This window comes from Mesorhizobium sp. M7A.F.Ca.MR.148.00.0.0 (assembly GCF_003997735.1).
In the GTDB taxonomy this organism is placed as follows: domain Bacteria; phylum Pseudomonadota; class Alphaproteobacteria; order Rhizobiales; family Rhizobiaceae; genus Mesorhizobium.
In genome coordinates this window covers 8,375-29,135 of sequence record NZ_RZTB01000021.1, presented here as the reverse complement: position 1 = coordinate 29,135, position 20,761 = coordinate 8,375, and the positions used below count along the sequence as shown (strand labels likewise).

Here is a 20,761-nt window from a genome sequence, read left to right as displayed (position 1 = left end):
TTCCAGCACCGCGCGGTGATCGCGGCGCCGGCTCCCAACGAAGCCGGCCAAAGGAACTTTGTTGAAGCAAAGGGAACAAACCTTTTGCCGAAAAGTTCGGGGCGCCGAGGTTACTTGTCTGAGGAGTCGTCGTGAAACGCATATTGGTTACAGGAGGCTGCGGCTTCATCGGCCGGCATGTCGCACAGGAACTCGTCGAGCAGGATTATTCGGTTCGCATCCTCGATGCGCTGCTGGAGCAGGTGCATGCAGGCGAAGCCGTCGCGCTTCCCGCCGGGACCGAGCTGATCAAGGGCGATGTCCGGGACCGGGAGGCGGTCGCCAGTGCGCTGGAAGGCGTTGACGCGGTCATTCATCTGGCGGCGGAAGTCGGCGTCGGACAATCGATGTATGAGATCGCGCGCTATGTCGGCGCCAACGATCTCGGCACCGCAACGCTGCTCGATGCGCTGATCAAACACCCGGTCGAACGGATCGTCGTCGCCTCGTCGATGAGCGTCTATGGCGAAGGGCTCTATGCAACGCCAGACGGCCGGCGTATCGACAATGCTCGGCGCAAGGCTAGCGACATCAGGAGCGGGCAATGGAACCCGCTGTCGCCAGGTGGAGACGCCCTCTCGCCGCTGCCGACGGACGAAGAAAAGCCGGTCGATCTCGCCTCCATCTATGCGCTGACAAAATACGCCCAGGAACGCGCCGTGCTGATCTTCGGCGAGGCCTATGGCATCGATGCGGTCGCGCTGCGCCTGTTCAATGTCTTCGGCGCCGGCCAGGCGTTGTCGAATCCCTATACCGGCGTGCTGGCCAACTTCGCTTCGCGTCTCGCCAACGGCCAACGGCCAATGATCTTCGAGGATGGCGAACAGAAGCGCGATTTCGTCCATGTGCAGGACGTCGCCCGCGCCTTTCGCCTTGCTCTGCAGCAACGCCAGGCAAAGGGTCATGTCATCAACATCGGCAGCGGCCGCGCCTATGCGATCAGCGAAGTCGCGCGATTGCTGGCCGAGGCCATGGGGACACCGAATCGCTCGCCGGAACTGCTCGGCAAAGCCCGCTCCGGCGATATCCGCAACTGCTTCGCCGATATTTCCAAGGCCCGTGAGTTGCTCGGTTTCGAGCCGGTGCGGCAACTGGAGAATTCGCTCGGCGAGTTCGTCTCCTGGGTGCGTAACACGTCCGCCGTCGACCGCGGCGCCGACATGAAGCGCGAGCTCGAAGAACGCGGGTTGGTCTCATGAACACACGCAATCGACGCGACGCGCCGGTCGCCATCGTCGGCGGCAGCGGCTTCATAGGATCGAACCTCGCCGACAGCCTGTTGTCGGATGGCGAGCCGGTACTGGTGATCGACAATCTCAGCCGTCCGGGCGTCGAGCAGAACCTTGAATGGCTGGCGCAAAAACACGGCGGTCGCCTCACGGTGGAGACGGTCGACGTGCGAGACGCCAACGCCCTGGCGCCTGTCTTGATGGTTTCGAAGGCAATTTTCCATCTGGCCGCGCAAACCGCCGTCACCACAAGCCTGGTCCAGCCGGGCGAGGATTTCGACATCAACCTTCGGGGAACGTTCAACGTTCTGGAGGCGGCACGACTGAGCGGCGAGCGTATCCCGGTGATCTTCGCCAGCACCAACAAGGTCTATGGCAGCCTGCCTGACGTCGCGGTCCGCGAGGACGGCGATCGCTATGTGCCTTGCGACAGCGTCATCCAGGCGCACGGCATCGATGAGGCTCGGGGCCTGGACTTCTGCACGCCCTACGGTTGCTCCAAAGGCGCGGCGGATCAGTATGTGCTCGACTATGCCAAATCTTACGGCATGCCGACGGCGGTGCTGCGGATGAGCTGCATCTATGGACCGCGCCAGTTCGGAACCGAGGACCAGGGCTGGGTCGCACACTTCCTGCTCAGCGCGCTGACGGGACGCCCAATCACCATTTACGGCGACGGCAGGCAAGTGCGCGATATCCTGCATGTCTCCGATGCCGTTGCCGCCTACAGGGCCGTGCTCGATCGCATCGAGACCATCAAAGGCCAAGCATTCAATCTTGGCGGCGGCCCGGAAAATGCGGTCAGCCTGCGCAGGCTGTTGAGCGAGATTCATAGCCTGACCGGCCATGAGCTTTCAATCCGCCACGATGGGGAACGCACCGGCGACCAGCCCTTCTTCGTCGCCGACACCCGCAAGATCAAAACCGCGCTTGGCTGGATGGCCCATGTTTCATGGCGCGAAGGCGTCCGCGACCTCGCCGACTGGCTGCAGCGCCATCGGCTCGAGCCTCGCCCTGAAGCCGTGAGGTACGTCGCATGAAAATCGCTTTGGTAAACCCATTCTGGACCTACGACGACAGCATCTATTTCGGCTGCCGCCAACCACATCTGCCGCTGGAACTCGGCTATTCGAAGGCCCTGCTCGAAGCCGCCGGGCATGAGGTGCTGATGCTGGATGGGCAGTTGCAGAGGCTCGATAATTCCGGTCTCTGCGAGCGGGTGGCTGATTTCGCCCCGGCGATGACCGTCGTCAGTACCGCCCCGACCTATCTGTTCTGGCGCTGCGCACCGCCGGAATTGCGTGTGCCGGCCGATTTCCTCAACCGTCTCGCCGGGCGCGGTGGACGCACGGTCGCGGTCGGGCCGCATGGCTCGGCAACGCCGGCGCCAACCTTGCGCAAGCTCGGCGTCGACATCGTCGTGCGCGGCGAATGTGAAGAAGTCGTCGAGCAACTTGCCCGGCGCGATGATTGGAGCGCCGTGCCCTCAACCGCTTATCTGCGGGATGCCAGGGTGGTTTCGAACGGAGGCGTCCACGCCAGCTCGTTTGTCGATCATCCGCCACTCGAATGGCCAGCGGACTGGATCGCAGCCCATTCGCACCACCATCACAGGTTCGATGACAATCAGGTGGGGTTCGGTGCGGAAGTCGAGGCATCGCGCGGCTGTCCCTATAACTGCAGTTTCTGCGCCAAGATCGATTTCCGTGATGCCTATCGCCGTCGAAACCACGAAGCGGTGGTAGCGGAGATCGATCGGCTGATTGCCCAAGGTGTCGGCTACATCTACTTCATCGACGAGATCTTCCTGCCGCAAAAAGCGTTGCTGGAAGCCTTGGTCGATCGCGATGTGAAATTCGGCGTACAGACCCGCATCGATTTGTGGAAGCCCGAGCTGCTGGAATTGCTGGGCGCCGCAGGCTGCGTCTCCATCGAGGCCGGTCTCGAAAGCCTGACCGTCGAAGGTCGGGCAATGCTGGCCAAGCGCTGCCGGCTGGGTACCGAGGAACTCGCCGCGCTGCTCGTCGATGCCAGACGTCACGTTCCATTCGTTCAGGCCAATCTGATCGGCGTGGTCGAGGATGATCCCGCCCTGGTCGAGCACTGGCGAACCCACCTGATCGACCACGGCGTATGGGCTAACGAACCTGTGCCGCTTTATCCGTATCCGAGTTCGCCCAGCTACCGCGAGCTTTGGGGCGAACCCGACGACCTTGCCTGGGAACGCGCCCATGACCACTACCTCGCATCTTTCCAGAAATTCAGTGACATCCAGGAGAGGCGGCCGCGACCGCTGGCGGAACTGGAGGCGACATGTTGCGGACACTGACGCCGCGCTCGCGGCGCATCCTGATGACTGTCGATGCCGTGGGCGGCGTATGGCGCTATGCCCTTGATCTGGCACGGGAAATTGTGAACGGCGGCGACAGCGTGGTGCTTGCCGGCCTCGGTCCACAACCGTCGAGGCAGCAGGCTGCGGAAGCAGAGGCTTTCACGACGCTGATCTGGTTGAATACGCCGCCGGATTGGATGACCCGCAACGGCGGCGACCTCGACGCGCTGCCGCGGGAATTGCTTGCGCCCATGCGCGACCACGCCATCGACCTTGTCCATTTCAACGCGCCGACGCAGGCATCGGGATTCGATGCGCCGTGCCCGGCCGTGGTGGTCTCCCATTCCTGCGTGACGACATGGTTCCACGCCGTCAGGAAACAGGCCGTGGATGGCGCATGGGCCTGGCAGAAGGAGCGCAACAGGCGCGGCTTGGATCGGGCCGACGCTGTTATCGTGCCGAGCCGCAGCCACGCCGACATGCTTGAGACCTGCTACGGCCCGATCGCGCGTCTGAGTGTGGTCGGAAATAGTGCAAGTCCGGTGCCGAAGACCGAAAAGCGCCAACCGCTCGTCTTCGCCGCTGCCCGCTGGTGGGACGAGGGCAAGAATGCGGCGGTGATCGACCAGGCCGCGTCGCTGACGCAATGGCCCGTTTTTGCCGCCGGTTCGATGCACGGTCCCAACGGCGGGCGTACCAGCTTCAGCTATGCTGTTCCTCTGGGAGCACTGCCGTCTCACGAGGTGCGCTCCTTGATGGCGCGCGCCGGCATTTTCGTGTCGCCATCAATCTATGAGCCATTCGGTCTGGCCGCGCTGGAAGCTGCCATGTCGGCGACGCCCCTGGTGCTTTCCGACATCGCAACCTATCGCGAACTATGGGACGGGGCCGCGATGTTCTTTGACGCGCGCAATCCGCACGACCTCGCTGCCTGCCTCAATCGTCTCTCCAGCGATGCCGAGCTCAGGCGAGAGCTCGGTCAGGCAGCCCTGCGACGAAGCCGCCGGTTTACACTGGCCAGGCAAGCGGCGGCCATGCGAGGCATCTACGACAAGGCGGCCCTGGCCATGGCGGGGCGCTGACCATGCGCTTTCTGTTCTACACCCACTCGGTCGTTTCCGACTGGAACCACGGCAATGCCCATTTCCTGCGCGGTATCATGCGGGAACTGGTCGCGCGCCGGCACCAGGCGGTCGCGCTGGAGCCGTCCGACAGCTGGAGCCGTTCGAACCTGCTGGCTGAGAAGGGATCCTTCGCCATCGAACGCTTCCGCAAGGATTTCCCAGAACTGATGCCGGTGACCTACGATGCCGGGTTCGATCACGAGGCCTGGATCGCTGAGGCCGACGTTGTGATCGTGCATGAGTGGTCGGATCCGGAGCTTGTCGCACGCATCGGCCGTGCCAGGGCCGCTGGCGGCAACTTCATCCTTCTGTTTCATGACACCCACCACCGGGCGGTATCGGCGACCGAGGCAATCTCGGCGCTGCGGTTGGAGCACTATGACGGCGTTCTCGCCTTTGGCGAGGCCTTGCGCGAGAGCTATCTGCGCGCCGGCTGGGGCAAGCGCGTCTTCACTTGGCATGAAGCCGCGGACGATCGCCTGTTCAAGCCACACCCGGAGATCCACCCCACGTCCGATCTGGTCTGGATTGGAAACTGGGGCGACGATGAGCGGACCGCCGAACTCAAGGAGTTTCTGATCGAGCCGGTACACGATCTCGGTCTCGATGCCACCGTGCACGGCGTACGCTACCCCAAGCCCGCACTTGCGGATCTGGCCACCGCCGGACTGCGCTATGACGGATGGATCGCCAATGCCGACGTGCCGAAGGCGTTCGCCGCGCATCGTGTCACCGTCCACATCCCACGGCGCCCCTATCGTGAGGGTTTGCCCGGAATTCCGACGATCCGCATGTTCGAGGCACTCGCCTGCGGCATTCCGCTGATTTCAGCACCATGGTCCGATGTCGAGCAGCTGTTCAGGCCCGGCGTCGACTTCCTGTTCGCCCACAATGGCTCGCAAATGCGGCTACACCTGCGGGCGGTGTTGGCCGATGCGGATTTCGCGGCTTCCCTGGTGACTTCGGGTCTCGAGACCATCCGCTCGCGGCACACCTGCCAGCACCGCGTCGACGAGTTGTTCGGCGTGCTCATGGAATGCACAACCGAACATACCATCAACAAGACCACCGCAAAGGAAGCCGCCGCATGAAGATGGCATTCTATGGATCGAGCCTCTTGTCGTCCTACTGGAACGGTGCCGCGACCTACTATCGCGGCTTGCTGAAGGCGCTTGCCCAATTGGGCTACGAAATCACCTTCTATGAGCCCGACGTCTACGACCGGCAGAAGAACCGCGACATCGAGGCCCCTGACTGGTGCACTGTGGTCGTCTATGAAGCGACCCAGCACGCGTTGATGCAGGTCGCGGCACGCGCCGCCAGCGCCGACATCGTCGTCAAGGCGAGTGGCGTCGGTTTCGAGGACGAGGCGCTGCTGCGCGCCGTTCTCGACCATGCCCGCAGCGACGCGCTGGTGGTATTCTGGGACGTGGACGCTCCGGCAACCCTTGCCCAGTTGCGCGACGAACCGGACCATCCGCTCCATGGCGCCCTGCAAGAAATCGACCTTGTGCTGACCTATGGCGGCGGCGACCCCGTCGTCTGGGCCTACCGTGCCATGGGGGCGAACGAATGCGTGCCGATCTACAATGCGCTCGATCCCCAAACGCATCACCCGGTCGCCAGCAATGCGCGTTTCGCTTGCGATCTGGCGTTCCTCGGCAACCGGCTGCCGGATCGTGAGGCGCGTGTCGAAGCATTCTTCCTCGATCCCGCAAGCCAGCTGCCGAAACAGCGCTTTCTGCTCGGCGGATCGGGCTGGGGGGACAAGCCGCTTCCCGCCAATGTCGGCTGGCTCGGTCACGTTGGCACCCGCGATCATAATGCCTTCAACGTCACTCCGAAGGCCGTGCTGAACATCAGTCGCGACAGCATGGCCGTAAACGGTTTTTCACCGGCCACGCGTGTCTTCGAGGCGGCCGGCGCCGGTGCCTGCCTCATCACCGACGCATGGCTGGGCGTGGAACTGTTCCTGAAACCAGACGAGGAGATCCTGGTGGCACGGGACGGCGGCGATGTCGCTGAGATCATGCGCTCGCTGACCTCCAGTCGGGCGAAGGCAATCGGTCAGGCCGCACTTTGCCGCGTGCTGGCCGACCATACCTACGCGCTGCGGGCGGACGTGGCCGATGCCGTCTTCAAACGTCATTTCGAGCAGGGGACCGTGGAGGCAGCGGAATGACCAAGCAATTGGACATCGTCTTTCTCGGCCTGTCGCTGTCCTCGTCCTGGGGAAACGGCCACGCCACGACGTTTCGAGGCCTGCTGAAAGGTCTGCACGAACTCGGCCACCGCGTGACCTTTCTGGAGCGCGACGTGCCGTGGTACGCCAACCACCGCGATCTGCGCGACCCGGATTTCTGCGCCTTGCGCTACTACGAAACCACAGCGGAATTGCAACGCGACTACGCCCGGTGCCTGGAGCAGGCCGACATTGTCGTCATGGGCTCCTTCGTGCCGGAAGGGCGCGTGGTCATCGACATCGTCGCTTCATTTTGCAAGGGGCGCTTCTGCTTCTACGACATTGACACGCCGGTAACCGTGGCACAGCTTTCAGCCGATGATTGCGATTATCTGAGCTGGCGGCAGATTCCGTATTTTGATGTCTACTTCTCGTTCACCGGCGGGCCGATGCTTGGCCGTCTGGTGGAGGAGTTCGGCGCGCGCCGCGCCGAACCGCTCTACTGCTCGGTCGACCCGGAACGGCACCACCGGACCGGCGATCCGATCCGCTGGGATCTCGGCTATCTCGGCACCTACAGTGCCGACCGGCAGGCAACGCTGAACGCGCTGCTGCTCGAACCAGCACGGCGTATGCCGGACCGCCGTTTCGTCGTAGCCGGCTCGCAATACCCATCCGACATCAGCTGGCCGGACAATGTCGAACGCATCGAACATTTGCCGCCGGCCGATCATGCCGCGTTCTACAGCCGTCAGCGTTACACGCTGAACGTCACACGCAGTTCCATGATCGCTGCCGGATGGTCACCCAGTGTGCGCCTGTTCGAAGCGGCTGCTTGCGGCACGCCCATCATCAGCGATCGCTGGCCAGGGCTCGACAGCTTCTTTCCCGCATCGGCGATCCACAACGCCGGGGAAACGGACGATGTCATCGAAATCCTCTTCGGCGAGTCCGAGCGCACACGCCTCGCCATGGCCCGCCGGGCCCGCGAACGCGTCCTCGCATCCCACACCGGTGCGGCCAGAGCGCGCGAATTCGTGACGGCGTTGACACAGCCAAGGGCGGCGGCCCTCGATTTCGACATCGGAAGCGCAGCATGACCGGCATACAGGAGAAAACGACGATGCGACAAAAAAGAAACGCGCAAAGGGCAAAGGCAGTGCTTGTCGCCGGCGGTGCGGGATTCCTCGGTTCGCATCTTTGCGAAGCATTGCTCCGCGACGGCTGGCGCGTGATCTGCGCCGACAATTTCCTGACAGGGCGCATGGAAAACATCATCTCGATCATGGATCAGCCGGGTTTCCGATTGATCGAGCAGGACATCTGCCGGCCATTGGATCTCGGCGAGCCCGTGGATCGCATCTACAACCTGGCATGCGCTGCCTCGCCGCCGCGTTACCAGGCCGACCCGATACACACCACGCGAACCTGCGTGATCGGCACGCTCAACCTGCTCGAACTCGCTGTCCGATATGACGCGCGGCTGCTACAGGCCTCGACGAGCGAAGTGTATGGCGATCCGGAGCAACATCCCCAGAGGGAGGACTATGTTGGCCATGTGAACTGCACAGGCCCGCGCGCCTGCTACGACGAGGGCAAGCGCACTGCCGAAACGCTTTGCTTCGACTATCTTAGAGCCGGCAAAGCCGACGTGCGCGTCGCGCGCATCTTCAACACCTACGGTCCGAGAATGGATCCGGCGGACGGCCGCATCGTCTCAAACCTGATCATGCAGGCGTTAGAAAAACGTCCTCTGACGATCTTCGGCGACGGCTTGCAAACGCGGTCCTTCTGCTATGTCTCCGATCAGATCGATGGATTGAGGCGACTGATGGATATCGATCCCAATCCGGGCAAGCCGGTCAATCTGGGCAATCCCGGAGAATTCACCATCGTGCGACTGGCGGCGCTGGTGAAGGCGATGACCGGCACCAAATCGGATCTGAGATTTCTGCCGCTGCCGCAAGACGATCCTCGGCGCAGGCAGCCCGATATTTCGCGTGCAAAAGCGCTGCTCGGCTGGACACCGAAGGTGCCCCTCAACGAAGGGCTCAAGTTGACGATCGATTATTTCGCGGCGCTCGAAGGCAGTCGCATCGGCGATCAGATGACAGGCTTTGCCAAAAGAGCGAGGCCAGCATCCGGCGGGCTGCAGAACCTTCCGGCGTGATGCGAGACGGCCGCCGAATCTTTCCCGAGATCGCGCGGAACATCCGCCCAAGCTTGTGGTTTGGCGGGAGGAACCGATACGGAGGATCATCCTCATGCAACCCAAGCGACCCGCGAGGGATATCGACCAGATGGCCGAACGCGAGACGGCTGCCTATCTGCGGCGCGCCTCGATCACCTATCTCGAGTGCTGCGTCAGCTTGATGATGACGCATCTGCAGCGCGAGGAAGTGGCCGCTATTCTCGAGCAGGAAGCAGACATGCTGCGAAGGCTGGACTGATCGGAACGATCATATCAGGCATTCGTCCAGGAATCCTATCAGTCGCATCCTATATCGGTCTGCCGTCGCGGCGAGCCTTGCTTTTTCCCGGCCATTTTCGGATTGCGCAGCCGTGCTCCAGAGCCCGAGCTGGAATGCCAAATAGCACGGTTCGAAAAAGCCGATGTGGCCGTTGTCGATGGCAAGCTTCATTCCTTGGACCAGGGTCCTCACATCGCTGTCGGATAGCCCGTACTCGACACGGGCGCCGGCAATGTCCCACTCTATTGGCTGGCAGCCGATCAAATCGTGTGCCCGGCAATGGTCGACGGCATCTGTCTTGAGCACCCTGCCGTCGGCGCGAACGAGAAACTCCCATGGTTGGAGCTTTCCATCGATTTCAACGCGCTGCAGCCCGCTCGCGGGGGCCAGTTTCGAGAGCCAACCGCGCAACGCTGCCGCGCGTTTTTCGCCCAGGGCTTCCGACGTATTGGAAACAGCCATCTCCGCGAGTGCAAGCAATGATGCACCCGGTTCGCAAGTTCGAAGATTGAGCGCACGCCAGGCCAGGTAATTTGTGAACTCCGCGATCAGTCTTTCCCTGGGTAGCGGCGCCTGATCCATCGTGGTGCCGTCAATCCACCGTTCAACCAGAAAGCCATGGCAAAGCGCGACAACTTGCGATCCGAACTCGGCTTCATGCAACATCGTCGCGGTTCGTTTCTTGCGCCGTCCGGTTTCGCCGAGGCCCGCGAATTTGACGAGCCAGCGGTCACGCCCGGAGGACGCCAGGAATTTACGCCGCTCGGTACCGCGAGGGCTCGGCGGCCAGCGCCCTTCGTCGGCGTAGTGGGCGCCCCGCCACTCGCCGCCAGATATCTCGGTCAGGCCTAATTCCGGCCTGCCGACCGCCTCGGCCACCCAATCGCGCAACGTGAGAATTTTCGAGCTTTCGGAGAAGGTGCATTCAAACGCCGTCGCCACATGCTTCGGACAGCGCGACCATGTCTCCCGAGCCTCCCGCGACGCTTCGATGCCCGGGCCGCCTGAATGGCTGGGAAACAGGTGAATGCGGTCCGTATCGATACCCAGTTCACGCAGCCACATGATAACGGCATGCATCGAACTGCCGGACAGGCCAGGACCCTCGTCGACAACGGCGAAACGCGCCGATGGATTGTTCATCCAAGTGGCGATCGACTGCGGATCGGCGTTGATATACCTGCGGAAGGGATGGCCGATCGGGCGAACGCTGAATGGTGCCGGCGCACCAATCGAGGCCGCCACCATAGCTGCCAGCCCGAGGCCGATGCTGCGGACGCCGATCACGCATGTGTTCGCATCGAGACCCGACTTCTGCGCCGCGTCCAAATAGCTTTCGGGATAAAGCGCATAGTGCGCATAACCCTCGGCAGAGCCGGTCAGAACCTCGGCCTGGCAGTCGAGCCCGGCCAGCAGTTTGAGAAGTCCCGGATCGATGCCACCGCCGACGCCGAAACCGCTTTGCCACGACTTCGCCACCTCTGCCGCAAGTCCGACCAGCAATCTGGCGCCTCGCTGTTGCCGCGGCGAAAAGATGTCGATGCCGCTGGTTTGGAAATCGACATCGGCAAGCGCCTGAACCAGCTCCGACACGCTAATGAATAGTCCGACCAATGCAGCATGGCGTTGGACGCCATGAGACATCCGATCCAGGCTTTCGGCCATTTCGCTTGCTGCTTCGCGAAGCTGCTGTGCGTTCTGCGTCTGCTTGTGGTCGCCGTAGACGATCATCGATCGGTTTTCCAATGCTGGCCGTGCGGCAACGCATCGAATGCAGCTTCGATCCATGCTTCTCGCGCAATTTTTCGATGGGCCGAGGAACATTCCGGCACGCTGATGGTTCGGCGCCAGGAACTTACCTTTGAACAACATAGGGTGGTGGTTTCGTGGGATCGAAAAAGGTTCGTGTTGGTATCGTTGGGGTCGGCAATTGCGCATCCTCCCTCGTGCAGGGCCTCTCCTTTTATCGTCACGCTAAAAGCAACGAACCAATCCCTGGGCTGATGCATGCCGACCTCGGCGGCTACCATGTCGACGACATCGAGATTGTCTGCGCCTTCGATGTCGCCAGGAGCAAGGTTGGCCTCGACGTGGCGGAAGCGATCTACGCCGCCCCGAACAACACGTTCCGCTTCGCCGACGCGCTGACAACCGGCGTTCGCGTCGAGCGCGGGCCGACGTTGGACGGGATCGGCAAATATCTGCGCGACGAGATTGAAGAAGCTCCGGAGCCGGTTGCCAATGTCAGCGAGATCCTGCGCGACAGCAACGCTGACGTGCTGGTTTCCTACCTGCCGGTGGGTTCTGAGGAGGCAACTTGCTTCTATGCCGAATGCGCACTCGAGGCTGGCTGCGCCTTCGTCAATTGCATACCAGTTTTCATCGCCTCACGCCCGGAATGGCGCCGGCGCTTTGAGCAGCGAGGACTGCCGCTGGTCGGCGACGATATCAAGAGCCAGGTCGGCGCGACCATCGTGCACCGGCTGCTGGCCAACCTCTTTCGCGAACGCGGCGTGCGCATCGACCGCACCTATCAGCTGAATTTCGGCGGCAACACCGATTTTCTCAACATGCTGGAACGCGAGCGGCTGGAATCGAAGAAAATCTCGAAGACACAGTCCGTGGCCAGCCAGTTCGATGTTCCCCTGGAGCCAGGCAATATCCACGTTGGGCCCAGCGACCACGTACCGTGGCTGACTGATCGCAAATGGGCCTATATAAGGGTGGAAGGCACGACCTTCGGCGGCGTGCCCCTCAACGCCGAGCTCAAGCTGGAAGTCTGGGATTCTCCAAACTCGGCCGGCGTGGTGATCGATGCGGTACGCTGCGCCAAACTCGCGCTCGATCGCGGCATAGCCGGTGCCCTGACCGGTCCCTGCAGTTATTTCATGAAGTCGCCTCCCGAACAGTTCACCGACGCCGAAGCGCGGCAGCGCACGCTCGCTTTTATCGCAGGCAAGGACGAGCCTTTGCTCGATGCTGCCGAATGACGACGACCTTCTTTCTGATCCGCCATGCGGCACACGACAATGTCGGCTCCTATCTGGCAGGCCGTATGGACGGCGTTTGCCTCGGGGATGCTGGTAAGGCGCAGGCAACGCAGCTTGGCTGCCGGATGGCCCGGGAGCCGATTGCAGCGATCTTGTGCAGCCCGCGCGAGCGGACCCGGGAGACGGCCCTGCCAATCGCGCTCGCCTGCGGCGTCGGGGAAATCGCGATCTGTGCCGAACTCGACGAGATCGACTTCGGCGACTGGTCGGGAAAGACCTTCGATGAGTTGAGCGGCAACGCCGGCTGGCGAGCCTGGAACGACCAGCGGCAGGAGGCCAGGACACCAAACGGCGAAACCATGCTGGATGTCCAGCAGCGCGTCGTCGCGGTGATGAACGCTGTCCACGAGCAGCATCAGAATCAGTGTGTCGCCCTGGTCAGCCACGCCGATGTGATCAAGGCCGCCGTCTGCAAAGTCCTTGGCTTGCCGGCCGGCGACTGCTTTCGCTTCGACATCGATCCCGCCTCGATCACCACGATCGTGTCGGGCGACTGGGGGGCGAAGCTGATCCGATTGAACGAAGTTGCCTGACGAGGATTTTGCCGAATGCAGATGGTCATTTTCGGTCTTACCGTCACGTCTTCATGGGGTAACGGCCATGCCACCTTATGGAGGGGACTGATCAGAGCCCTCGCCCGGCGCGGCTGGTCCATCACCTTCTTCGAACGCGACACACCCTACTATGCCGGAACGCGCGATGTTGATCATCTGGACGGCGGCAACATCGTGCTCTATCCGGACTGGGAGGATATCCGCCGGGTCGCGGAGCAAACGATCAAACGATCGGATGTCGTTATCGTCACCTCTTATTGTCCCGATGCCGTGGACGCCTCGCGGCTGGCGCAGCAGGCAGGGCGCGGACTGCGGGTCTTCTACGATCTGGACACTCCGGTCACGCTTGCCCGCATCGAACAAGGTGAGCGTCCACCCTATTTCGGCCCCGAGGGTCTTGCCGATTTCGACCTCGTCCTGAGCTACACAGGCGGCTCGGCGGTCGACGCGCTGAAGGCGGTTCTGGGCGCGCGTCACGTGGTGCCGCTCTATGGGCATGTCGATCCGGATCAACACCGACCGGCTACGCCGCGGGCCGAGTTCAAGGCCGATCTCTCCTATCTCGGAACCTACGCGCCCGATCGCCAGGCGGCCGTCGAGAATCTGCTGGTTCGCCCAGCTGCGCGCTTGCCGGACCAGCGCTTCATCATCGGCGGCGCACAATATCCGCAGGAATTCCCGTGGAGCGACAACATCTTCTTCGTCAGGCACCTTCCGCCGGCCGATCACCCGGCGTTTTTCTCATCCTCTCGTCTGACACTGAATGTGACCCGCGAGGCGATGGCGCAAAAGGGCTGGTGCCCTTCGGGCCGGTTGTTCGAAGCAGCGGCATGTGGAGTGCCTATCGTAACCGACACATGGCCGGGCCTAAGCAGCTTCTTCGAACCCGGCAGCGAGATCCTGCTGGCCCACGACACCGATGACGTGGTCGCGGCGCTCGCCTTACCCGCAGGAGAACTCGATGCCATCAAAACCCGTGCGCGCCAACGGGTTCTCGACGAACACACTTCTGGCCGGCGCGCGGCGGAGCTGGACCAGATTCTAAACGACGCCTTTCAAAGATCTCCCGGCGAACCGATGATGGAAGCAGTCTGATGTTGGGCATTGTGCCCGCTGCCGGGCGCGGCAGCCGCATTCAACCGCTCGGCTTCTCGAAAGAGCTGCTGCCGGTCGGCAGCCGGATCGATGGACAGACCGAGCGTCCCTGCGCCGTGAGCGAGTATCTGGTGCGGCGGATGATGCACGCTGGCGTCGACAAGATCTGTTTCATCATTGGATCGGGCAAATCCGACATCCTCGAATATTACGCTGCCGGCTATGGTGACGCCGCGGCTCTCTTCGTGGTGCAGCCCAACCCCGTTGGACTTTGCGATGCGATTTTTCGGGCAGCGCCTCTCGTCGCGTCCGATGAGGTCGTCCTGGTCGGCCTTCCCGACACGATCTGGTTTCCCGAGGACGGCTTCTGTCATTTGCCTGACGATCAGCTTTCATTTCTGCTCTTCCCGGTGGATCGTCCCGAATTCTTCGACGCCGTCGTTGTCGATGACCACGAGCGCGTGATCGAAATCCAGGTCAAGCAACAGGACGCCGCCACGAACTGGGTTTGGGGTGCGTTCAAGATGCCGGGCCAGATCCTGCATCAGCTTGCGGCACTCTGGCGTGAACGGGAATGCCGTGACGAATATATCGGCACGTTGGTCAACGCCTACCTTGCGGCCGGAGGTCAAGCCTCCGGCGTCAAGGCTGGGTCCGCCTATGTCGATGTCGGCACTTTCAACGGCTATCGCACGGCCCTGCGGCTGCTCGAGGACGGCGCCGCACCCGTCCATCACCAACCCGCCACGATTATGCCAGGTGCCCGTTCGCATGTGCCTGTCGTTCCCGGCGAAGGAGCCTGATCATGCTGCATTCCCATGCCGAAATCCGCCGCCGTATCGATGCTCTCGGCCCATGGTTCCACAACATGGAACTGGCGGGTGTCGAAACCGCTCCCAACCATTTTCTCGGCAATTATCCGCTGATCAAATGGCGCAAATTCGCAGAGGCTATTCCCGCCGATCTGACAGGCAAGACGGTGTTGGATATCGGCTGCAATGCCGGTTTCTATTCCATCGAGATGAAACGGCGAGGTGCTGCCCGTGTCCTCGGCATCGATTTCGATGAGGCCTATCTGGCGCAGGCCCGCTTTGCCGCCGAGATCGCCGACTGCGAGATCGAATTCCAGAAACTTTCGGTCTACGACGTCGGCGCCCTGCGTGAAACGTTCGATGTCGTGCTGTTCATGGGGGTGCTTTATCACTTGCGCCACCCCTTGCTCGCGCTCGACCTTATCCGTGAGCATGTCGCCGGTGACCTGATGATCTTCCAGTCCATGCAACGCGGCAGCACAGATCTGCCCGAGATGGAAGAGAACTATCATTTCTGGACGCATGACCTGTTCGACCGGCCGGAATTTCCCAAGCTCCATTTCATCGAGCACCGCTATGCCGATGACCCGACCAACTGGTGGATACCCAACCGCGCCTGCACCGAAGCGATGCTGCGCAGCGCCGGCTTTGAAATCGTCCTGCATCCGGAGCAGGAGGTCTATTTCTGCCGCGCCGGCGGCGACGCGGCCAGTGGGGGTCCCGTCTACCCCTCGAAAGGACAGCGCCATGATTGAAGCCGCGATGATCTGGAACGAGCCCAACAACAAATCGCATTGGGATCCCGAGCTCGATCCCGATTGGAGCCGCTTCGCCAGGATGGCAATCCTGGCGGCGGACGCAATCGCATCTGAAAACCCGGCTTTGACCAAAGTGCTCGGTGGCATCTCGCCGATAGATCCGGGGTTCATCACCCGCATGAAGGAATTCGGCGTGCTGGACCATGTCGACGCCGTCGCCGTGCACGGCTTTCCCCTCGACTGGAACCTGTGGCAGATCCAGGAATGGCCGCAGAAGATCGGCGAGATCGCGACCGTCACCGACCTTCCCATCTGGGTCAGCGAAGTCGGCGTATCGACCTTCGGCGCCGAGGAAATCCAAGTCTGGGGGCTCAAGCGCACAGCTGAATTGCTGCTCGGCAATGCGCCACGCATCCAATGGTACAGCCTCTACGATCTTCCGCGTGAATGGGAAGCAACGACGCGTCACCGCGAAGCCGAGGGCTCCTCTTATTACCGGCATTTCCATATGGGGCTGCTACGCCAGGACGGCACGCCAAAGCCCGCGCTGGAGGAATTCCTGCGCCATACACCCGCAATGGGCCTGGTGCAGTGGTTTCATTTCGAAGACCCGCGGCTAGACGATGCCGTCGCCTGGATGAAGCGGCTGGGTGTCACCAATATGCGTACCGGGCTTTCCTGGGCGGACAGTTTTCGGCCGAATGCGCTGGACTGGTTCGACCGGCAGATGGAAGCACTCGCCGATTTCGATGTGACGGTCACCTTCTGCTTCACACCTCAGCACCGCGGAATGATGCCCCACCACACCAGCCCGCCCCTGGTGCCGGAGGAGTTCGCTGAATTCTGTTCAACCATGATCCGCCGCTATGCGCCTGGCATGACATCCGCCTCGCTCCCCACGCAGCGGGCCTCGGCCGCGTGAAATGTCATGCTGCCCATGCATCAGATGCAGGACTTCGCGACGCCGTTGACAGGTGGAGATACGGCGCGGGGCAACGAGACTCGACCAGGCGAGACACTCACCGTCCTCAATGTCGCCTACCCTCTCGCGCCCGTCGGCCCCGACGCTGTCGGCGGTGCCGAACAGATTCTGTCGATGCTGGATCGGGCACTGGTTCAGGCCGGTCATCGATCTATCGTCATTGGGTGCCGAGGCTCCAGCGCGAGCGGCACGCTTGTGGAAATACCGGCCGAAAACGGCGTACTCGACGAGGCGGCGAAGAGCCGCGCGCAACAGGCCCATCGCGACGCGATCGCGGCTGCCCGCGCCCGATGGCCCATCGACGTGGTTCATCTGCACGGCATTGATTTCGACGCTTATCTGCCCGACGATGGTCCGACCTTGGTGACCCTCCACCTGCCATTGGATTGGTATCCGGCCGCGGCATTGCGCCCGACGCGCGGTGACCTCTGGCTCCATGCGGTCTCGCCCACCCAGCAGAAAACCGCGCCATCAGACGCCCGGCTGACGGCGCCGATTCCGAACGGCGTTGACATCGAAGCACTGACCCTGCTGCAGTCGAAGCGCGACTTTGCCCTTGTTCTAAGCCGGGTTTGTCCGGAAAAGGGCGTCCACCTGGCGCTCGACGCAGCCAAACAGGCAGATGTGCCGCTGGTCATCGGCGGCAAGGTCTATCCCTATGAAACGCATACGCGGTACTTTCGCGATGAGGTCCAACCTCGCCTCGATGGCCGCCGCCGCTTCCTTGGCCCTCTCGGCTTCACCGCCAAGCGACGCATTCTCAATGCGGCGCGCTGTCTGGTCATTCCGAGTCTCGCAGCCGAGACCAGCTCGCTTGTGGCCATGGAGGCCCTCGCCTGCGGTACCCCGGTGGTCGCCTTTCCAAATGGTGCGCTTCCCGATGTCATAGAGCACGGCAGGACGGGCTTTCTCGTCGACACGGTCGACGAGATGGCCCAAGCCATTCTTGCGGCGCCCAGCTTGGATGCCGAGACATGCAGGGCCGAAGCGCGACGGCGGTTTTCGCTGGAACGGATGATCTCGTCTTACATGGACGCCTATCAGGCGCTGGCACAGCTTGGCAGTGGTCGCCGGCGCTTCGCGGCGACGCCGTGAGCTAAGCTGTGCTGCGCAGCGAAATCATCGGTGACCTCGCACAATTGGACGCCTTGACGCCGCACTGGTGGAAACTGTGGCAGCAGAGTCCCTCGGCGACGCCGTTTCAATCTCCCGCCTGGCTGGTGCCGTGGTGGCACGCATTCGCACCTGGTGAACTGGCGACGGTCGCGGTCTGGCGTGGCGACGATCTGGTCGGGCTGGCGCCATTCTATCTCGAGCATGGGATATCCGGTTCGAAGCTGCTTCCGGTCGGCATTTCGCTCAGCGATTATCTGGACATTCTGGCTGTCCCTGGGAGCGAAGCCGAGGTCGTCGACATTGTCGCCGAGTCGATCCTCTCGATCGGGTGGGCGCAATGGATCTTGTCGGACTTGCCGCAGGACAGCCTCTCCCTTGCGATGACGCATCCCGAGATGGATTGGCCGACCGCCCATGCCGCCTGCCCCGTGCTCGCCCTCGCCGGCGACGAAACGCTTGCAGGCTGCGTCCCCGCAAGACGCAGACGCCAGTTGCGTCGGGCGCGTCAAGCCGCATCAAGATGCGGCCGGATCGCGCTGTTGTCGGCAAGCGGCAGTCCGCAAACTTTCCTCGATCAATTGATCCGCCTGCACAATATGCGCTGGGCCGAACAAGGAGGCGGTGTGTTGGCCAACGCCGCCGTCGAGCAATTCCATCGGCTCTCACTTCCCTTGCTCGACGCTCACGGTCTGGTGCGATGCTGGCTGTTCGCGATCGATGGCGGAACCGTCGGCGCTTATTACGGATTTCACCACCGCGGCCGTGCCTATGCTTATCTCGGTGGCTTCGACCCTGCTTATGCCGAGGAGAGCCCAGGTGCGATCCTGATTGGCCACGCAATCGCGGAAGCGATCCGCGAAGATGCGCGCGAGTTCGATTTTCTGCGCGGCCAGGAGGCCTATAAATATGGCTGGGGCGCCGTCGACAGGTGGACGATGCGCAGGGTCTGGACGCGGAGTTGATGCATGAGTGTAACCGCACCGAAAGCCGCCCGGCGCACGACATCGGTCAGGCTGGCGGTTGAAGACTGCATGGCCGATGGCATTTGCGCCGAAGGTGTTCTCGTCAGGCTGGCGCTCCACCTGCCGCCCACAATTGGAGCGGCGGAATTGGCGGAGGTCGTGCTGAAGGTCCAGCCGGCGGATGCCGGCGACGCAGCAAGGCTGCGAAGGGTCGCCGGACTGCTGCGCTGCAAACCAGACGTCTTCGCCATGTTGCGGGCAACGGGTGGCGCCGTTCGGCATGAGCGCGATGAGGACGAGACGAATGTCGCTGTCGTCATGCGGCTGGCCTCCAGCTTCGATGCCGCGGCAGCGATTTCGGGAGCCGCGAGTGTCCAACTGGCATCCCTCGGCGATGAGGCAAGGCTCACAGTCACGACCAACGAAATCGTCGCATGGCTGGAAGCGCGAGAATTCACCGGAAGGGAACGGAGCATTCTCGACATCGGTTGCGGCACCGGCCGTTTCGAGCGCGCGCTGTGCAAATCCTTCAAGCGCATGGTCGGCATCGACATATCGCCGAGGATGATCTCCATCGCCTCCGAGCAATGCGCCGCACTCGGCAATGTCGAGTTGCGACAAACCTCCGGTCTCGATCTGTCCGAATTCGCCGACGCCAGTTTCGATTGCGTGCTGGCGGTGGACAGCTTTCCCTATCTGGTTCTGGCCGGCATGGCTGATCGGCATTTCGACGAAATTGCGCGCGTTCTGAAACGGCCGGGCTGGCTCGCCTTGCTGAACTATTCCTATCGCGGATCACTTCTCTCAGACCGCGATGATATCGGCCGTCTGGCGCAAGCTCATCAATTGCGGGTCCTCATCGACGGCGAGAAGCCGTTTCGGTCGTGGGATGGCGACGCCTTTCTGCTCGCTGGGTGAAGCGGAACATTACAGCGCGATGCCAGTTCGGACCTCGAACAACGGGCACCGACGAGTGTACCCTATTTGAAGGAGGATATCATGGCATCCGGCGGTAAAAAACAATTCGGCCGCAGCAGCCAGGCAAGAGTGCCGGCGCCGGCGCGATGACCTCCCTGGAGAGGGACAAGATCGAAGAAAACGCGGTCTTGTCGAATCGCAACAAGAAGCAGCATGGCCAGGAGCGCGGGCAGGACGGCAATCGGATCAAGTCCGATCAATATCAGGATCAGGCCGCTGACCGATTGCCTAGGGATTGAACGCCACCGCAGCGCGTCCATGGCCCGGGGCGACGAAGGAGCAGCAAGGAAATAAATCTGTGCGAGGGGCCGCTGGTGAGCTTCTTGACGGTGGACACCGCCTTGTAATGCCAGGCGCTTATCACCACACTAGGATCAAGGGACCGCTATCAAGAGAATGTGATGTCTCGTTCGAGCGACGATACCGCGGATCCGCATGTCGAGATGGCTGTGGATCAGGAGATTGCTTCCCTGCTGGCCGCCATAGAGCAGGAAAAAATTCCAGACCGCCTGACCAAGCTGGCGATCGAATTGCAGAACGCGCTCGTCGAGAAACGTCGGCGCGACGTGAAGAACTGACTATCTGCGGCCGTCGACCTCGACATCGAGCTGACCATCCGACAGCTGGTTTCGTCTTTCTATCAATGTCTGCAGCGAACTCTCCCCCAGGAATTCAAGGATGTTGGCGCGCGCACGGTTCAGGCGGCTTTTGACCGTCCCGACCGCGCAACCGCATATGTCGGCGGTTTCCTCGTAGCTCACTCCCAAAACGCCGATCAGCATCAGGACCTCGCGTTGGTGTTCAGGCAGCCTTTGAATGGCGCCGTGAACTTCCTTGCTCTGAACGGTCCATTCCTGGGTGGCTTCCGAAATTGGTCTCGAAGACGCACAATCGAGCAGGCCGGGCGCCTCCCGGGCAGCGATCTTGACCCGGGTATAATAAGTGTTGCGCATGATGGTGAAGAGCCACGACTTCATTCGAGTACCGGGTTCGAACTTGTCGATGTTGGCGAGACCCTTGGTCAGTGTCTCCTGCACGAGATCGTCAGCGTCGTCGGGGACGCGGCAGAAGGTGCGC

At 62.1% G+C, this 20,761-nt stretch carries 22 protein-coding genes (1 of these 22 only partly in view); 19 read left to right on the top strand and 3 right to left on the bottom strand.

Going from position 1 to position 20,761, the window contains the following annotated elements; translation table 11 throughout:
- Positions 1–131: 131 nt before the first annotated feature.
- The 9 genes from EOB49_RS10895 (at position 132) to EOB49_RS10855 (ending at position 9,356) form a co-directional block, all read left to right on the top strand.
- Positions 132–1,238, top strand: a complete 1,107-nt coding sequence (locus tag EOB49_RS10895) for an SDR family NAD(P)-dependent oxidoreductase (RefSeq protein WP_127380965.1) — start codon at positions 132–134, stop codon at positions 1,236–1,238.
- Positions 1,235–2,308 carry an NAD-dependent epimerase/dehydratase family protein gene (locus EOB49_RS10890; protein ID WP_127380964.1) on the top strand — a complete coding sequence of 358 codons (1,074 nt, stop codon included), beginning with the start codon at positions 1,235–1,237 and terminating at the stop codon, positions 2,306–2,308. The genes EOB49_RS10895 and EOB49_RS10890 overlap by 4 nt, the downstream gene beginning before the upstream one ends.
- Positions 2,305–3,597: a TIGR04295 family B12-binding domain-containing radical SAM protein gene (locus EOB49_RS10885; protein WP_127320997.1), complete on the top strand. Its 1,293-nt coding sequence runs from the start codon at positions 2,305–2,307 to the stop codon at positions 3,595–3,597. Before EOB49_RS10890 ends, EOB49_RS10885 begins: the two co-directional genes overlap by 4 nt.
- Positions 3,582–4,682, top strand: coding sequence for a glycosyltransferase family 4 protein (locus tag EOB49_RS10880; RefSeq protein ID WP_127380963.1), 1,101 nt, complete (start codon positions 3,582–3,584; stop codon positions 4,680–4,682). The genes EOB49_RS10885 and EOB49_RS10880 overlap by 16 nt, the downstream gene beginning before the upstream one ends.
- Positions 4,683–4,684: 2 nt before the next feature.
- Positions 4,685–5,815: a glycosyltransferase gene (locus tag EOB49_RS10875; protein WP_127380962.1), complete on the top strand. Its 1,131-nt coding sequence runs from the start codon at positions 4,685–4,687 to the stop codon at positions 5,813–5,815.
- The gene (locus tag EOB49_RS10870) at positions 5,812–6,906 is read left to right on the top strand and encodes a glycosyltransferase (protein WP_127268454.1); all 1,095 of its coding nucleotides are present in this window, start codon (positions 5,812–5,814) and stop codon (positions 6,904–6,906) included. Before EOB49_RS10875 ends, EOB49_RS10870 begins: the two co-directional genes overlap by 4 nt.
- Positions 6,903–8,006, top strand: a complete 1,104-nt coding sequence (locus tag EOB49_RS10865; protein ID WP_127380961.1) for a glycosyltransferase — start codon at positions 6,903–6,905, stop codon at positions 8,004–8,006. The genes EOB49_RS10870 and EOB49_RS10865 overlap by 4 nt, the downstream gene beginning before the upstream one ends.
- 23 nt (positions 8,007–8,029) lie before the next feature.
- Entirely contained in the window at positions 8,030–9,076 is a 1,047-nt protein-coding gene (locus tag EOB49_RS10860; RefSeq protein ID WP_027036338.1) for a UDP-glucuronic acid decarboxylase family protein, read from the top strand.
- A 94-nt stretch (positions 9,077–9,170) separates the two neighbouring features.
- Positions 9,171–9,356, top strand: coding sequence for a hypothetical protein (locus tag EOB49_RS10855; protein WP_127268456.1), 186 nt, complete (start codon positions 9,171–9,173; stop codon positions 9,354–9,356).
- A 9-nt stretch (positions 9,357–9,365) separates the two neighbouring features.
- Here the strand turns inward: EOB49_RS10855 and EOB49_RS10850 are convergent, their stop codons facing one another.
- On the bottom strand, positions 9,366–11,315 hold the full coding sequence (locus tag EOB49_RS10850; RefSeq protein WP_245472630.1) for a hypothetical protein: 1,950 nt from the start codon (positions 11,313–11,315) through the stop codon (positions 9,366–9,368).
- Between EOB49_RS10850 and EOB49_RS10845 the strand changes: the two genes are divergently transcribed.
- From EOB49_RS10845 to EOB49_RS10805, 9 genes are read left to right on the top strand one after another with little or no spacing between them, the layout of a single operon-like run.
- Positions 11,264–12,367 carry an inositol-3-phosphate synthase gene (locus EOB49_RS10845; RefSeq protein WP_127292207.1) on the top strand — a complete coding sequence of 368 codons (1,104 nt, stop codon included), beginning with the start codon at positions 11,264–11,266 and terminating at the stop codon, positions 12,365–12,367. The genes EOB49_RS10850 and EOB49_RS10845 overlap by 52 nt on opposite strands.
- Positions 12,364–12,960, top strand: coding sequence for a histidine phosphatase family protein (locus EOB49_RS10840; protein WP_127320166.1), 597 nt, complete (start codon positions 12,364–12,366; stop codon positions 12,958–12,960). The genes EOB49_RS10845 and EOB49_RS10840 overlap by 4 nt, the downstream gene beginning before the upstream one ends.
- A 15-nt stretch (positions 12,961–12,975) precedes the next feature.
- Positions 12,976–14,076: a glycosyltransferase gene (locus tag EOB49_RS10835; protein WP_127380960.1), complete on the top strand. Its 1,101-nt coding sequence runs from the start codon at positions 12,976–12,978 to the stop codon at positions 14,074–14,076.
- On the top strand, positions 14,076–14,879 hold the full coding sequence (locus EOB49_RS10830) for a sugar phosphate nucleotidyltransferase (protein ID WP_127380959.1): 804 nt from the start codon (positions 14,076–14,078) through the stop codon (positions 14,877–14,879). The genes EOB49_RS10835 and EOB49_RS10830 overlap by 1 nt, the downstream gene beginning before the upstream one ends.
- A gap of 2 nt (positions 14,880–14,881) precedes the next feature.
- Positions 14,882–15,643 carry a TIGR04290 family methyltransferase gene (locus EOB49_RS10825; protein WP_127380958.1) on the top strand — a complete coding sequence of 254 codons (762 nt, stop codon included), beginning with the start codon at positions 14,882–14,884 and terminating at the stop codon, positions 15,641–15,643.
- Positions 15,636–16,568 carry a beta-xylosidase gene (locus tag EOB49_RS10820; RefSeq protein ID WP_127380957.1) on the top strand — a complete coding sequence of 311 codons (933 nt, stop codon included), beginning with the start codon at positions 15,636–15,638 and terminating at the stop codon, positions 16,566–16,568. Before EOB49_RS10825 ends, EOB49_RS10820 begins: the two co-directional genes overlap by 8 nt.
- A gap of 6 nt (positions 16,569–16,574) precedes the next feature.
- Positions 16,575–17,723 carry a glycosyltransferase gene (locus EOB49_RS10815; RefSeq protein WP_127380956.1) on the top strand — a complete coding sequence of 383 codons (1,149 nt, stop codon included), beginning with the start codon at positions 16,575–16,577 and terminating at the stop codon, positions 17,721–17,723.
- An 8-nt stretch (positions 17,724–17,731) separates the two neighbouring features.
- A complete protein-coding gene (locus EOB49_RS10810) occupies positions 17,732–18,706 on the top strand; it encodes a GNAT family N-acetyltransferase (RefSeq protein WP_127380955.1) in 975 nt (324 codons plus the stop codon).
- Between the two features lie 3 nt (positions 18,707–18,709).
- Positions 18,710–19,624: a class I SAM-dependent methyltransferase gene (locus EOB49_RS10805; protein ID WP_127380954.1), complete on the top strand. Its 915-nt coding sequence runs from the start codon at positions 18,710–18,712 to the stop codon at positions 19,622–19,624.
- A gap of 62 nt (positions 19,625–19,686) precedes the next feature.
- Here EOB49_RS10805 and EOB49_RS38780 read toward each other — a convergent pair whose 3' ends face one another.
- Positions 19,687–19,944, bottom strand: coding sequence for a hypothetical protein (locus EOB49_RS38780; protein WP_164781642.1), 258 nt, complete (start codon positions 19,942–19,944; stop codon positions 19,687–19,689).
- Between the two features lie 141 nt (positions 19,945–20,085).
- On the opposite strand from EOB49_RS38780, the gene EOB49_RS10795 reads away from it, so the two are divergent.
- Positions 20,086–20,262 (top strand): hypothetical protein, encoded by a 177-nt coding sequence (locus EOB49_RS10795; protein ID WP_127292183.1) that lies wholly within the window; start codon positions 20,086–20,088, stop codon positions 20,260–20,262.
- On the opposite strand, the gene EOB49_RS10790 is transcribed toward EOB49_RS10795, so the two are convergent.
- A protein-coding gene (locus tag EOB49_RS10790) for a sigma-70 family RNA polymerase sigma factor (protein ID WP_127380953.1) crosses the window boundary here: on the bottom strand, positions 20,263–20,761 show its 3' portion. 113 nt of this gene lie beyond the right edge of the window; the window shows 499 of its 612 coding nt (coding positions 114–612); its start codon lies off the right edge, out of view — the gene reads right to left on this strand; its stop codon occupies positions 20,263–20,265. It abuts the gene before it with no gap.